Origin of the sequence: Streptomyces sp. Root1304, from assembly GCF_001426405.1 — a bacterium.
Taxonomy (GTDB): domain Bacteria; phylum Actinomycetota; class Actinomycetes; order Streptomycetales; family Streptomycetaceae; genus Streptomyces.
In genome coordinates, this window is sequence record NZ_LMEP01000001.1 from 461,403 (window position 1) to 475,797 (window position 14,395).

The window sequence follows — 14,395 nt, forward strand, 5'->3', positions numbered from 1 at the left end:
GCGTGCCACGCGCGGATCGTGCGCGGCGCATGCGCGGCTTGTGCACGGATTGCGCGGGGATTGCGTGCGCCCCGGGCGCACTTCGGTCGGGTGTTCCGCGCGCTCGGCGTGCGCGGCGCGCGTACAACCCGCGTACGACCGGAGTACGAACCGCGCGCCCTCCGCGCGCGACCGGGCGCGCGATCCCGCCTGCGATCCCGCCCGTTCAGCGGCCCGGGCGGAACGCCTTCGTCGCCTCGTCGAAGATCTCCGACACCTTGTCGCGCTCGCTCTGCGGGCCGATGACCTGCACGACGTGATAGCGACCGCCGTCGATCAGCGCGAGGTTGCGGACGAACACCTCACGGCCCGTGCTGTCCAGCCACCAGTAACTCCCGGTGGCCGTAGCCGTGCTGCCGATGTCGACCCGGCGGGTCTTCTCCGCCCCCGACCAGCTGGACGTGCGCCACGGATCCAGCTCGCGCTCCTTGGAGTTCTGGTACTCCAAGGGGTCCGAGCCGTTCTCGCGGACGCCGTCCCGGCCGGGTACGACGATCATCGTGAAGTCGCCGCTGCTGTACCGCACTTGTCCGGCGTCGTTGATGGCACTGCGCCGCCACCCGTCCGGCACCCCGATGCGGAAGCCCTCCGGGTCCTGCCGCAGGGCGTACCCGGCGGCGAGCGCGGGCCCCGAAGGGTTCGCGGGGGGCGGGGTGGTGCGCGGCGCGGTCGGCTTCGTCGACGGTGCGGTCGTGGGTGCGGTGGTGCCGGAGCCCGGGCTCCGACCGGCCGTGGTCGGGGGCCGGCCGGCGGTGGTGGGCTCGGTCGGCCCGGCGGGCGACTCCTTGTCGCCGGGCAGGAAGAGGACGGCGTACGCGACGGCGCCGCCGAGCAGGAGGAAGACCAGGACCAGGAGCGTACGGCCGAGGTTCCGCGGCGAACCCGAGGCACCCTCGGACCCGGCGGACGACGACCGTCCGGTACGGGGCGGCCTGGGCGCGCGCTGCGGGATCTCCTCGCGGTACTCCTCGTGGAACTCCTCGCGGTACTCGGCCCGTACGCGATCGGCGCGCCCGCGACCGGCGGGGGCGTGATCGCCACCGCCTCCGGGGTCGCCGCGTCCGTGATCGGCCTCGTACGCGCGCGCGTCCTCGTGGGGGGCCGGAAGGCGCGCGTCCTTGCCGCGCTTGTGGCGGTGCCGGCCCGCCCCCGCTCCCCCGCGCCGGCGGCGCACCAGCTCACCGCGCCGGCGGACGATCGGCAGCCGCGCCTCGTCGAAGGACGGCAGCGGTACGACTCCGGCTCCCGCCTCCGGCTCGGGCGCCGAGCGCACGAGGGACCGCAGCCAGCCGCGCAGCTCCTCGAAGTCGGGCCGTTCGGTGGGGTCCTGACGCAGCAGCGACTCCACGACCGGGCGCAGCGGCCCGCATTCCTCCGCGAAGGCGGGCGGCTCGGCGCAGACCAGCTGGACCAGCTCCGCCGCGCTGTCCTCCGGGTACGGCGCGTGCCCCTGGACGGCCCGGTAGAGGAGCGCCCCGAGCGCCCACAGGTCGGTCGCGGGGCCGATCGGCGGGGCGAGCCGCCAGTTCTCGTGGACCGGACCGGCCTGTTCGGGGGCCCAGCGTTCCGTGACGGCGCCGACGACCGCGATCCGGGTCTGCCGGGCCCGCTCGGCGGCGAGCCGGGTGGTGGGGCCGCGGTGGGCCTGCGCGGGGATCGCGACCGCCCCGGCCTCGCGGGCGGCGGCGGGGACCGGGAGGCGGGCCGGGTCCGGGGTCGCGGCCGTGTACCCGGCGGGCAGGGCGGGGCGACCGGAACCGGGCAGCACGGGCCCTCGTCCGGGCCCTTCACCTCCCGCGCCCCGCGACCCTCCCGTACCCCCTGAACCACCCGGTCCGCCCGAACCGCCGCCGGCGGGGATCGGTCCCGAGCCGTCCCGCGAGCTGTGCGGGCCGTCGCTCCAGCTGCCGGCGAGCATCACGCGCGGGGGCCTGCCGGGCGGCGGCCCACCGTCCCCGTACGGCTCGTCGCCGTCGTCGTCCTCGTCGTCGTCCGCCACCCGCGCCCACCACTGCGGCTCGGGCGCGCCGACCGCCTGGGCCGTCGGCGGAGGGGGCGGCGGCAGTTCGGGCGGGCCGGGCGGCGCGGGCCGCTGGACCGGGAGCGACCCGGTCTCGCCGAGGCGCGCGGCGGCACGGGCCCCGGCCCGGTACGCGGCGATGGCCCCGGCCCGTGCGGCCCGCACATCGGCGGTGGGCGGCGCGGGGGCGGGCTGCGTCTCGGCGGGGGCAGCGGGGGTGGCGCGCCCGTAGGGGTCGACGCCGTACAGGTCGGGGCCGGGGCCGGGGTCCGGGTCCGGGTCGGTGTCGGGGTCCGGGCCGTACGGGGCAGGGGTCAGGTCCGGGTCCGCGTGCGCTTCCGACCCGTACGGGACCTGCTCGTCGGCCTCCTCGTAGACCTCCACCTCGTACAGGTCGGAGGCGTGGACCTCGGAGCCGTACTCCTCCGTGCCGTACTCCTCGAAGCCCCGCCGGCCGGAGCCGTACTCCTCCGCGCCGTACCGCTCGGAGCCGTACTCCTCGGTCCCGTACCCCCCGAAGCCCTCCGGGTCCCCGAGGCCGCCCTCGGTCGCGAAGTCCTCCTCGGTCCCGAAGTCCGTCTCGGTCCCGAAGTCCGTCCCGCTCCCGAAGTCCGTCTCGGTCCCGAAGTCCGTCCCGCTCCCGAAGTCCTCCTCGGTCCCGAAGCCGACCTCGGGCCCCAAGTCGTCCTCGTGCCGGAACTCGTCCGGACCCTCGTCCCCGTCGGCCTCCCCCGTCGGCGAGTCCCACCCCGGTCCGGGTGCCTCCGCGTCCTCCTCCGGTACGGGGGCGTACCCGCAGAGGGCCTCCTCGGCCGCGCCCACCGCGAGGCCCGTGAGCACCACCCGGCCGTCGTCGCAGACGAGCACGGTCCGGGCGGTGATGTTCCGGTGCACCCAGCCATGGGCGTGGAGGGCGCGCAGCGCGGTGAGGACGTCGGCGCCGATCTCGGCGGCCCGGTAGGGGTTGAGCGGCCGCTCGGCGAGGAGCGCCGCCAGCGGGCGGGCCGCGATGCGTTCGCTCACTATCCACAGCGAACCGGCCTCCGCGAAGACGTCGAAGACCTGGTCGAGGAGGGGGTGGTCGGGGATCTGCGCGGCGGCCTGGGCCGCCTCGATCGCCCGGCGCACGACGGGTTCGGCGGGGCGGCGGGTCGCCCGCCCCGTACCGCCGTGGAGCGCCGCCGTGCCGCTCTCTCCGTCGAGCACCTCGGCATCGACGAACTCCGGCAGCGGCACCTGGCGGACCAGGACCTCCTGGCCGCTGTAGGTGTCGAAGGCGCGCGTCTCGGCCAGGGCGTACGCGTCGGAATGCCCGTCCGCGTCCACCGGCGGCAGCGGCAGGCGGTAGCGGTCCGCCAGCACCCTTCCCGCGTAGTCGTCCACGACGCCTCCCCACGCGCGCACGCTGTCCCCCGTGGACCCGCGGACCCCAGGAGTCGTGCGGGGTCACGCGAGTCCGTCACATTCGGTCCGGCACCGTGCAGTCAACGACTCTGTTCGACTTCGTACGGTCCTCGAACCCTCACGATACGGCCGCCGGTCAGTCCTTGGGGCTGAACGTGGCGAACGCCGTCTCCCGCAGCGTCCGGCACTCCGCGCCGTTCCACTCGTCCGCCTTGCAGCTGATCATGATGGAGTAGCCGTGCTTGGCGTCCACCTTGAAGCCGCGGTTGAGCACGTGGACGCGCATGCCCTGCTGGGTCCGCTCGAACTCCCAGTCGGCGACGGTCGGGTAGCCGTTGTACGAGACCGGGCTTATGCCGACGTGCTTGTAGCCCTTGCTGGTGGCGGCCACACCGATCTTGGCCAGCTCCCAGGCGCTCGCCGCGTCGTCCTTCGGGCTGCCGTTGAAGTCGACCTGGATGCGCGGGAAGCCGCCGCTCTCGCTGAACACGCCACCGCCGCTGTATCCCGGTATGGCCCGCATGCGGAAGTTCGCGGGCATCGCCATGGAGAAGTGGAAGCGCGCGTTCGTCACGAGGGCGTAGCCGGCGGGCAGTTGCGCTCCGCCCGCGCCGCCGCCGGGCTTCCCGGACGGCGTGACGCCGTTGCCGTTCGTCCCGTTGGCCCCGTCCGTGGCGCCGGTGGTGCCGTTGGCGCCGGTCGATCCGTTGGATCCGCTGTCCCCGGGCTGCACCCCGCCCTGCTGGCCGGGTCCGCCGGAGGTCTGGCCCTTGCCGCCGTCCGAGCCCGCGCCGCCGGAACCGTCACCGCCGGCCGAGGCACCGGCCGAGGACGTGGTGCCCCCGTCGCCCTTGCCCTGGTCGCCTTCGTCGCCACCGCTGAGGGAGACCGCGAGGATCGTTCCGAGCAGGGCGAGCACGACGACGGCGGCGATGATCACCAGCGTGCGGCGCGGCACGACATCGGTGAGCGGCGCGCGTGCCGGGGTCGGCCGGCCGGTCCCGTGCTGCGGTACGGAGCCGGTGCCGGCGCCCGTCCGCGCTCCCGTGCGCGCGGTGCCGTGCGCCGCGGGCGTCGCGTCGGGCTTCACCGAGGCCGCCGCGTTGCGCACGGACTTCAGGGCGCCGCGCATCCGGTCGGAGGCCTCGGACGTCCGGTCCTGGCCGGCGGCCGGCGCCGCCGGTCCCACCGGCGCCCCCGGAACGCCCTCGGGGCGGGGCGGCAGCGGTACGACCCTGGTGACCTCGGGCGAGACCTCGGGCGCCGCGTCGGGCGCGTCGAGCACGGCCCGCAGCAGGGCGCGCGCACCGGCGTCGTCGAGCCGCTGGGCGGGGTCCTTGGCGAGCAGGCCGTAGATGACCTTCTCCAGCTCGGGCCCGGCGTTCTTCGGCGGGTCGACCGGCTCGGTCATCACCGCCGTGAGGGTGGCGATGGCGGAACCCTTGTCGTACGGCGGGCTGCCCTCGACCGCCGCGTAGATCAGGCCGCCGAGCGACCACATGTCTGCGGCGGGGCCGGGCTTGTGGCCGCGGGCGCGCTCCGGGGAGATGTACGAGGGGGCGCCGACGAGCATGCCGGTGGAGGTGATCGAGGGGTCGCCCTCCACCTGGGCGATGCCGAAGTCGGTGAGGACGACCCGGCCGTCCTCGGCGATCAGCACGTTGGACGGCTTCACGTCGCGGTGGAGGATGCCCTCGCGGTGGGCCGAGCGCAGCACGTCGAGGATGGCGAGGCCGACCTCGGCGGCGCGCCGGGGCGTGAGGGTGCCGTCCTCGCGCACGGCGTCCGCGAGGGACTTGCCCTCGATGAGCTCCATGACGATCCACGGACGGTCGTCCTCGTCGACGACGTCGTACACGGTGACTGCGCCGTTGTTGCGGATCCGGGCGATGGCCTTGGCCTCGCGCAGGGTCCGGGTGATGAGGCGTCGCTTCTCGTCGTCGTCGATGCTGGTGGGGAAGCGGAGTTCCTTGACGGCGACGGTACGGCCGAGGGTCTCGTCGACCGCGCGCCACACCGTGCCCATGCCGCCGCGCCCGAGGACCGCGCCGAGGCGGTAGCGGCCCGAGAGCAGCCGGCCCTCGCCGACCGGGGCCTTGCGCATCCGGTCTCCGCCGGTGCCGCGCGCACCGGAGGCGCCCTGCGCCGGCCGGCGGTCGCTCTCGCCGTCGCCGTCCCCGGCGCCGAACCCGGCCCGTCCGGTCGACGGCTCGGTCCCCCGCAGCCGCCCGGCCCCGGCGGGGGCGTCACCGGCGGTGGCGGCGGCTCCGGTCCCGGCGTCGCCGGCGGCCGAACCCGTCGCGCCGTCAGACGGCACGTCCCGAGGGTCCTTCGCGCCGTCGGCACCGGACTCCGGCTCCGACTGCGACTCCGACTGCGCTTCAGGCTCCGAGTCCGGCCCGGACGTCAGTCCCGGCTTCGACTCCTCGGAAGATGCCCGAGACGGCTCCGAACCGGCCGCAGGCTCCGGCTCGCGCCCGTCCTCCGGTTCCCGTGCACCCCGGCTGACCTGCGCGTCCTGTTCCGTGTCCCGCGCGTCCCGCTCCGGCTCACGCGCGGCCGGGACCACTCCTCGGTCGCCGTCGGTCGCGGCCCCCGCGGCGGCGTCCCGCCTGGGGTCCTTCGCCGTGTCCCGCGACTGCTCCGCCTCCGACATGCGTCCCCTCTGCGATCCCTGATCTTCGCCGCGTCTGCCGCTTCCCGCGCGATGCGGTAACCCGCCCTGGAAGAGAGCCCATTGTCCCTCACCTCGGGACGGGTGGCGCCCCCGGGTCCGTACTCCGGGATGACGACGCCCCCGCACACCCCCCAGGTTCCCACCGGAATCGGGCGACCCGGACTTCCTGTCAGATCGGCACGATGTCCGGCGCCCCGAGCCGCGCCGCGTCCGCCGTCTGGTCGTCGGGCTGCCGCTGCGACTCGCGCTCCGCCTCGACCCGCTTCTCGTAGTGCTCGATCTCCTTCTCGATCTGCCGGTCGTCCCAGCCGAGGACGGGCGCCATCAGCTCGGCGCACTCGCGGGCGCTGCGCGTGCCCCGGTCGAAGGTCTCGATGGAGATCCTGGTCCGCCGGGTGAGGACGTCGTCGAGGTGGCGGGCGCCCTCGTGCGAGGCGGCGTAGACGATCTCGGCGCGCAGGTAGTCGTCGGCCGCCGCGAGCGGCTGACCCAGCGTGGGGTCCGCGGCGACGAGCTCGAGGATCTGCTCCGTCAGGGAGCCGTAGCGGTTGAGGAGGTGCTCGACGCGGACGACGTGGAGGCCGGTGCGCGCGGCGATCCTCGCCCGCGCGTTCCACAGGGCCCGGTAGCCCTCCGCGCCGAGCAGCGGGGTGTCCTCGGTGACACAGGGCGCCACGCGCTGGTCGAGGCCGTGCACCGCCTCGTCGACGGCGTCCTTCGCCATGACGCGGTACGTCGTGTACTTGCCGCCGGCGACGACGACGAGGCCGGGGACGGGGTGGGCGACGGTGTGTTCGCGCGAGAGCTTGCTCGTGGCGTCCGACTCGCCGGCGAGCAGGGGCCGCAGGCCCGCGTAGACGCCCTGGACGTCGTCGCGGGTGAGCGGTGTGGAGAGCACGGTGTTCACGTGCTCCAGGAGGTAGTCGATGTCGGCGCTGGACGCGGCGGGGTGGGCCTTGTCGAGGTCCCACTCGGTGTCCGTGGTGCCGACGATCCAGTGGCGGCCCCAGGGGATCACGAAGAGCACGGACTTCTCGGTGCGCAGGATGAGTCCGGTGGTCGAGTGGATGCGGTCCTTGGGGACGACGAGGTGGATGCCCTTGGAGGCGCGGACGTGGAACTGGCCGCGCTCGCCGATGAGGGCCTGGGTGTCGTCGGTCCACACCCCGGTGGCGTTGACGATCTGCTTGGCCCGGATCTCGTACGCGAGACCGGCCTCGACGTCCTGGACGCGCGCGCCGACGACCCGCTCGCCCTCGCGCAGGAAGCCGGTGACGCGGGCCCTGCTGGCGGCCTTGGCGCCGTAGGAGGCGGCGGTGCGCACGAGGGTGGTGACGAAGCGGGCGTCGTCCATCTGGGCGTCGTAGTACTGCAGGGCGCCGACGAGCGCGTCCTTCCGCAGGCAGGGGGCGACCCGCAGTGCCGAGCGCCGGGAGAGGTGCCGGTGGACGGGGAGGCCCCGGCCGTGGCCGGAGGACAGGGACATCGCGTCGTACAGCGCGACGCCGGAGCCCGCGTAGAACCGCTCCCAGCCCTTGTGCTGGAGCGGGTAGAGGAAGGGGACCGGCTTCACCAGGTGGGGTGCGAGCCGCTCCAGGAGCAGACCGCGCTCCTTGAGCGCTTCTCTGACCAGGGCGAAGTCCAGCATCTCCAGATAGCGCAGGCCGCCGTGGATGAGCTTGCTGGAGCGGCTGGAGGTGCCGGATGCCCAGTCGCGGGCCTCGACGATGCCGGTGGAGAGCCCTCTCGTGACGGCGTCGAGGGCGGTCCCGGCGCCGACCACTCCGGCGCCGACGACCAGCACGTCCAACTCGCGCTCGGCCATGGCCGCGAGCGCCTCGGTGCGCTCGGCGGGTCCCAGTGTCGCTGTCCTCACGGCTGTGGCTCCCGTCGTTCCTGTCGTTCCCGTGGTCCCTGTCGTCCTCGTCGTCGTGCGTCGTTCCTGTGGCCGCGCGCCGTTCTCTTCCCGCCGACACGCGAACCGGACCGGACCCGTACGAACCGGCCCGACCGGCCCCGGCCGCGTGTGGTCCGGCTCACAGCTCGATTCTGTCCCGCCCCGGCGACTTCAGCCACCGCCTCGCCGCCGACCTGTGGATAACACTCGATGACCTTCGGCCCCACAATGCGGCATATCGGTCATATTTACGCCTAGTCTGACATTGCGCTCGACCCGTTCTGTCCACCGGGCTTGCGCCTCGCGTGCCCTCCGGCTACAGGGAAGGACGGTCCACCTCCATGCCCGCTGATCTCGCCGTCATCGGCCTCGGCCACCACGGACTCCCCCTCGCCCAGGCCGCCGCCGCCGCAGGCGTCGACACCATCGGCTTCGACACCGACCCCCGTCCCGTCGCCGAACTCGCCGCCGGACGGTCCCCCGTCGACGGCTCCCTCACCGTCCCGGAGATCCGCCGGATGCTGTCCGGGCGCTTCCGGCCGACCGCCGACCCCGCCGAACTCGGCCGGGTCCGCACCGCCGTCATCTGCGCCCCCACCCCCCTCGCCCCCGACCGCACGCTCGACCTCACCGCCGTCACCGACGCGGCCCGCGCGCTCGCCGCCCGGCTGCGCCCCCACACCACGGTCCTCCTGGAGTCCCCCGTCCCGCCCGGCACCACGGAGGGCCTGCTCCGCGACCTCCTCGAAGAGGGCTCGGGCCTCCGCGCCGGCCGCGACTTCCACCTCGCGTACTCCCCCGGCCGCCTGGACCCCGGCAGCCGTACCCACGGCTTCGCCGGCACCCCCAAGGTGATCGGCGGCCTCACCCCGGCCTGCACCGAATCGGCGGCCGCCTTCTACGGCCGGCTCACCGACAAGGTGGTACGCGCGCGCGGCCCCCGCGAGGCGGAGACGGTCAAGCTCCTGGAGACCAACTTCCGGCACGTCAACATCGCCCTCGTCAACGAGATGGCGGTGCTCTGCCACGAACTCGGCGTCGACCTGTGGGACGTCATCCGCTGCGCCGAGACCAAGCCCTTCGGCTTCCAGGCCTTCCGCCCCGGCCCCGGGGTCGGCGGCCACGGCGTCCCCGTCGACACCGTCGGCGCCCACCGCCCGCTCCGGCTCGTCGAACTCGCCGGCCAGGTCAACGAACGCATGCCCCCGTACGTCGTCCAGCGCGCCGCCACCCTCCTCAACGAGCACGGCAAGTCGGCCCGCGGCGCCCGCGTCCTCCTCCTGGGCATCACGTACAAGCCCGACCTCCCCGACCGCCAGGGCTCCCCCGCCGACGAGATCGCCCGCCGCCTGATGGACCTGGGCGCGGCCGTCAGCTACCACGACCCGCACGTCCCCGACTGGCGCGTCCGCGAACTCCCCGTCCCCCGCGCGGACTCCCTCTACGAGGCCGCCGCCCACGCCGATCTGACGGTCCTGCTCCAGCACCACCGCACGTACGACCTCCAGGGCCTCTCGGTCAAGGCCCAACTCCTCCTCGACACCCGGGGCGCCACCCCCACGGGCGCGGCCCACCGGCTCTGAGGACGGCTTCGGCCGGAATTCCCTATGCCCGTGGCACATGCGGCTGCTAGCCTCCGGGACCGCCGCGCGCACCGTTCCCTGCGCGCACCGTCCCGGGGGCCCTCCGTGTTCATCGTCATCCTGCTGTTGCTCGTGTTCTTCCTGACGGGAGGGGTCTCCGGCCTCTGGGTCGCGCTCGACGTGAGGAACTCCGCCACCCGACTGGAGCGCTGGCACGTGCGCAACCTCGACCTGCGCGCCCAGGCCTCGGGACGTCTCGGCCCGCACGACCGGCTCCTCACCGCCACCGGCTTCCGCGTCGTCGGCGGGGTGCTGGCCCTGATCGGCTTCGGGATGATCCTCGCGCCGTTGATCGCGGCGCTCCTCGGCTGACGCCGTTCACGACCGACCGCACTTCACCGTTCCCTGGGGGGATCACCGCATGTCTCAGCCCGTTCCGCCGCCCGGCAACCCGTTCGCCGAGGGCGCCGCCCCGCAGCCGTACCCGATGGCGCCGGCACCCGCGCCCGCCCGCGCCAACCTGGCCCTCGGCCTGCTGGCCGGTTTCGGCGGTGCGATCGTCGGCGCGCTCGTCCTCGGCGGCATCATGCGCGCCATGGCGAAGGAGGACGGCAGCTACACGCAGCTCGGCATCCTCGCACTCGGCGTCGGCGCGCTGGTCGGCTTCGCCCTCGGCAAGGTGGGCGGCGCCCATCCGGTCCTGCCGTTCGCGGGCGTGCCGATCGCCCTGTTCGGCGTCTTCGCGGGCCAGCTCTTCGGTTACGCCCTGATGGCCAGCTGGTGGGCCGAACTGGACGGGCAGTCCCTGCCCGTCACCGAGATCCTCACCTCGCACTTCTCGGACCTGCTCACGGCGTGGAAGGAAGAGCTCGGAGCCATGGACCTGCTGTTCTTCGCCATCGCCGGCTACGAGGGCTTCGTCATCACCAAGAAGATCTCCGCCTGATCCCGCGGCCTACGCCGAAGGGGCCCCGCACCACCCGGTGCGGGGCCCCTTCGCGTACGGACCTACGCGGTCAGCGCTTGTGCTGTGCGTCCGCGACCGTGACCTCGACGCGCTGGAACTCCTTGAGCTCGCTGTAGCCCGTGGTGGCCATCGCGCGGCGCAGGGCGCCGAAGAAGTTCATCGAGCCGTCCGGGGTGTGCGACGGGCCCGCGAGGATCTCCTCGGTGGTGCCGACGATGCCCAGGTCGACCAGCTTGCCGCGCGGCACGTCCTCGTGGACGGCCTCCATGCCCCAGTGGTGGCCCTTGCCGGGCGCGTCCGTGGCGCGGGCCAGCGGGGAGCCGATCATGACCGCGTCGGCGCCGCAGGCGATGGCCTTCGGCAGGTCGCCGGACCAGCCGACACCGCCGTCGGCGATGACGTGCACGTACCGGCCGCCGGACTCGTCCATGTAGTCGCGGCGGGCCGCGGCCACGTCGGCGACCGCGGTCGCCATCGGGACCTGGATGCCGAGGACGTTGCGGGTGGTGTGCGCGGCGCCGCCGCCGAAGCCGACGAGGACACCCGCCGCGCCGGTGCGCATCAGGTGCAGGGCCGCGGTGTACGTGGCGCAGCCGCCGACGATGACCGGGACGTCCAGCTCGTAGATGAACTGCTTCAGGTTCAGCGGCTCGGACGCGCCGGAGACGTGCTCGGCGGAGACCGTCGTACCGCGGATGACGAACAGGTCCACGCCCGCGTCGACGACGGCCTTGGAGAACTGCGCGGTGCGCTGCGGGGAGAGCGCGGCGGCGGTGACGACACCGGAGTCGCGCACCTCCTTGATGCGCTGCCCGATCAGCTCTTCCTTGATCGGCGCCGCGTAGATCTCCTGCAGACGGCGGGTCGCGGAGGCCTCGTCCAGCTCGGCGATCTCGTCGAGCAGCGGCTGCGGGTCCTCGTACCGGGTCCAGAGACCCTCCAGGTTCAGCACGCCCAGGCCGCCCAGCTCACCGATGCGGATGGCGGTCTGCGGCGAGACGACCGAGTCCATCGGCGCGGCCAGGAACGGCAGCTCGAACCGGTAGGCGTCGATCTGCCAGGCGATCGAGACCTCCTTCGGGTCCCGGGTGCGCCGGCTGGGGACGACGGCGATGTCGTCGAACGCGTACGCCCTGCGGCCGCGCTTGCCGCGCCCGATCTCGATCTCAGTCACGATGTGTGGCCTTTCCCTCTACGTCTGCGCCTACCAGTATCCCCGACACAAGCGTGAGGGGCGGTTCCGGTCATGTTCCGGAACCGCCCCCACGCGTCGCGCTGTGTTACTTCCTGCTGTAGTTCGGCGCCTCGACCGTCATCTGGATGTCGTGCGGGTGGCTCTCCTTGAGGCCCGCGGAGGTGATCCGCACGAAGCGGCCCTTCGACTCCATCTCCTCGACCGTGGCAGCACCCACATAGCCCATGGTCTGGCGGAGACCGCCGACGAGCTGGTGCAGGACGTTGGAGAGCGGACCGCGGTACGGCACCTGGCCCTCGATGCCCTCGGGCACGAGCTTGTCGTCGGACGTGACCTCCGCCTGGAAGTAACGGTCCTTCGAGTACGACCTGCCCTGGCCGCGGGACTGCATGGCGCCCAGCGAGCCCATGCCGCGGTACGACTTGAACTGCTTGCCGTTGATGAACATCAGCTCACCGGGCGACTCCTCGCAGCCCGCGAGGAGGCTGCCGAGCATCACGGTGTCGGCACCGGCGGCCAGCGCCTTGCCGATGTCGCCGGAGTACTGCAGACCGCCGTCGCCGATCAGCGGGATCCCGGCGGCGCGGGCCGCGAGGGAGGCCTCGTAGATGGCGGTGACCTGCGGGACGCCGATGCCCGCGACCACACGGGTGGTGCAGATCGAACCGGGGCCGACACCGACCTTGATGCCGTCGACACCGGCGTCGATCATCGCCTGCGCGCCGTCACGCGTGGCGACGTTGCCGCCGATCACGTCGACGTTCACGCTGGACTTGATCTTCGACATCCAGCTGAGGGCGTTGCTGTTGTGGCCGTGCGAGGTGTCGACGACCAGGAAGTCCACGCCGACGGCGGCGAGCGCCTGGGCGCGCTCCAGCGACTCCGGGCTGGCGCCGACGGCCGCGCCGACGAGCAGACGGCCCTCGGAGTCCTTCGCGGCGTTCGGGTACTTCTCCGCCTTGACGAAGTCCTTGACCGTGATCAGACCCTTGAGCACGCCCTTGTCGTCGACGAGGGGCAGCTTCTCGATCTTGTGCCGGCGCAGCAGCTCCATGGCGTCGACGCCGGAGATGCCGACCTTGCCGGTGACCAGCGGCATCGGCGTCATGACCTCGCGGACCTGACGGCTGCGGTCGCTCTCGAACGCCATGTCACGGTTGGTGACGATGCCGAGCAGCTTGCCGGCCGGGTCCGTGACGGGGACACCGCTGATGCGGAACTTGGCGCAGAGCGCGTCCGCCTCGGCGAGCGTCGCCTCGGGGTGCACGGTGATCGGGTCGGTGACCATGCCGGACTCGGAGCGCTTCACCAGGTCGACCTGGTTGACCTGGTCCTCGACCGAGAGGTTCCGGTGCAGGACACCGACGCCGCCCAGACGGGCCATCGCGATGGCCATGCGGGACTCGGTCACCTTGTCCATCGCCGCGGAGAGCAGCGGGATGTTGACCCGGACGTTGCGCGAGATGCGGGACGAGGTGTCGACCGCGTTCGGGAGCACCTCGGATGCGCCCGGCAGCAGCAGCACGTCGTCGTAGGTCAGCCCGAGTGTCGCGAATTTCTCGGGCACTCCGTCGACGTTTGCAGTCATGACACCTTCCCCAAATGGCCTTGCTCGGTGCGGATGTCCATGCTAACGGCCTGAAGCGGTGTCTCATTCCACGATCAAGATCAGCCGCAAGCTTTGGACATTCGTACGTGTACGAAAGGGCCGACAGACCCCGGGAACGCCTACTGGTCGGCCACCGCGACCGAGGCCACCGCGCGACCGAAGTCACCGTGCGACCGAGACCACCGTGCGACCGAGGTCACTCCACGGGACACGCGCCAACGCCCGCCGGGCGCCGCCGCCCGCTCGGTGCTACTGCTCCGCCAGCGCGCGGAGCCGGCTGAGGGCACGGTGCTGTGCGACGCGGACGGCGCCCGGCGACATGCCGAGCATCTGGCCGGTCTCCTCGGCGGTCAGGCCGACGGCGACCCGGAGCACGAGCAGCTCGCGCTGGTTCTCCGGGAGGTTGGCCAGCAGCTTCTTGGCCCACTCGGCGTCGTCGCTGAGCAGCGCGCGCTCCTCGGGCCCGAGGGAGTCGTCCGGGCGCTCCGGCATCTCGTCGGAGGGCACGGCCGTGGACCCCGGGTGCCGCATGGCGGCCCGCTGGAGGTCGGCGACCTTGTGTCCTGCGATGGCGAAGACGAAGGCCTCGAAGGGCCTGCCGGTGTCCTTGTAGCGCGGCAGCGCCATCAGGACCGCGACGCAGACCTCCTGGGCGAGGTCCTCGACGAAGTGCCGGGCGTCACCGGGAAGGCGGTTGAGGCGGGTGCGGCAGTACCGCAGGGCGAGCGGGTGCACGCGCGCGAGCAGGTCATGGGTGGCCTGGGCGTCGCCCTCGACCGCACGGCGGACGAGCGCGCCGATCTCCCCCTGCCCGGCAGGCATGGGGGAACCCACGGTCTCGTCGTCGCGCATCGCTCCATGGTGCCCCGACGCCTCTGCGTTCGCGGCACCGCGTCCGTAGTTGTGCACCGAAGCGTTATGAGCAGGTGCGCCGGAACTCATCTCCCGCGCCCTCCCCTCCCGCTCGATCGACTCGTCCCCGAGGAACTCCACATCTCAAGGAT

9 protein-coding genes are annotated in these 14,395 nt (G+C 73.3%); 3 read left to right on the forward strand and 6 right to left on the reverse strand.

Going from position 1 to position 14,395, the window contains the following annotated elements; genetic code table 11:
• Positions 1-205: 205 nt before the first annotated feature.
• The 3 genes from ASD33_RS02030 to ASD33_RS02040 form a co-directional block, all read right to left on the reverse strand.
• A complete protein-coding gene (locus ASD33_RS02030) occupies positions 206-3,442 on the reverse strand; it encodes a protein kinase (protein WP_056552229.1) in 3,237 nt (1,078 codons plus the stop codon).
• A gap of 157 nt (positions 3,443-3,599) precedes the next feature.
• Positions 3,600-6,119, reverse strand: coding sequence for a protein kinase (locus tag ASD33_RS02035; protein ID WP_199863428.1), 2,520 nt, complete (start codon positions 6,117-6,119; stop codon positions 3,600-3,602).
• A 190-nt stretch (positions 6,120-6,309) separates the two neighbouring features.
• A complete protein-coding gene (locus ASD33_RS02040) occupies positions 6,310-8,016 on the reverse strand; it encodes a glycerol-3-phosphate dehydrogenase/oxidase (RefSeq protein WP_056552231.1) in 1,707 nt (568 codons plus the stop codon).
• Positions 8,017-8,378: 362 nt separating this feature from the next.
• Between ASD33_RS02040 and ASD33_RS02045 the strand changes: the two genes are divergently transcribed.
• From ASD33_RS02045 to ASD33_RS02055, 3 genes are all read left to right on the forward strand, one after another.
• A complete protein-coding gene (locus ASD33_RS02045) occupies positions 8,379-9,620 on the forward strand; it encodes a nucleotide sugar dehydrogenase (protein ID WP_056552232.1) in 1,242 nt (413 codons plus the stop codon).
• Positions 9,621-9,725: 105 nt separating this feature from the next.
• Positions 9,726-9,992 (forward strand): hypothetical protein, encoded by a 267-nt coding sequence (locus tag ASD33_RS02050; RefSeq protein WP_056552233.1) that lies wholly within the window; start codon positions 9,726-9,728, stop codon positions 9,990-9,992.
• 49 nt (positions 9,993-10,041) lie between these two features.
• Positions 10,042-10,566, forward strand: a complete 525-nt coding sequence (locus ASD33_RS02055; RefSeq protein ID WP_056552236.1) for a hypothetical protein — start codon at positions 10,042-10,044, stop codon at positions 10,564-10,566.
• A gap of 70 nt (positions 10,567-10,636) precedes the next feature.
• Here ASD33_RS02055 and ASD33_RS02060 read toward each other — a convergent pair whose 3' ends face one another.
• The 3 genes from ASD33_RS02060 to ASD33_RS02070 all read right to left on the reverse strand — a co-directional run bounded on the left by ASD33_RS02060 (position 10,637) and on the right by ASD33_RS02070 (position 14,243).
• Positions 10,637-11,761, reverse strand: a complete 1,125-nt coding sequence (locus tag ASD33_RS02060) for a GuaB3 family IMP dehydrogenase-related protein (RefSeq protein ID WP_056552240.1) — start codon at positions 11,759-11,761, stop codon at positions 10,637-10,639.
• Positions 11,762-11,867: 106 nt separating this feature from the next.
• A complete protein-coding gene (gene guaB, locus ASD33_RS02065) occupies positions 11,868-13,370 on the reverse strand; it encodes an IMP dehydrogenase (RefSeq protein ID WP_056552243.1) in 1,503 nt (500 codons plus the stop codon).
• A 270-nt stretch (positions 13,371-13,640) separates the two neighbouring features.
• Positions 13,641-14,243, reverse strand: a complete 603-nt coding sequence (locus ASD33_RS02070; RefSeq protein WP_056552247.1) for a sigma-70 family RNA polymerase sigma factor — start codon at positions 14,241-14,243, stop codon at positions 13,641-13,643.
• Positions 14,244-14,395: the final 152 nt, after the last annotated feature.

Coding starts and splice junctions, on each gene's coding strand:
- ASD33_RS02035 (WP_199863428.1), bottom strand. CDS start 6,119: ATGTCGGAGGCGGAGCAGTCGCGGGACACGGCGAAGGACCCCAGGCGG.
- ASD33_RS02045 (WP_056552232.1), top strand. CDS start 8,379: ATGCCCGCTGATCTCGCCGTCATCGGCCTCGGCCACCACGGACTCCCC.
- ASD33_RS02055 (WP_056552236.1), top strand. CDS start 10,042: ATGTCTCAGCCCGTTCCGCCGCCCGGCAACCCGTTCGCCGAGGGCGCC.
- guaB (WP_056552243.1), bottom strand. CDS start 13,370: ATGACTGCAAACGTCGACGGAGTGCCCGAGAAATTCGCGACACTCGGG.
- ASD33_RS02070 (WP_056552247.1), bottom strand. CDS start 14,243: ATGCGCGACGACGAGACCGTGGGTTCCCCCATGCCTGCCGGGCAGGGG.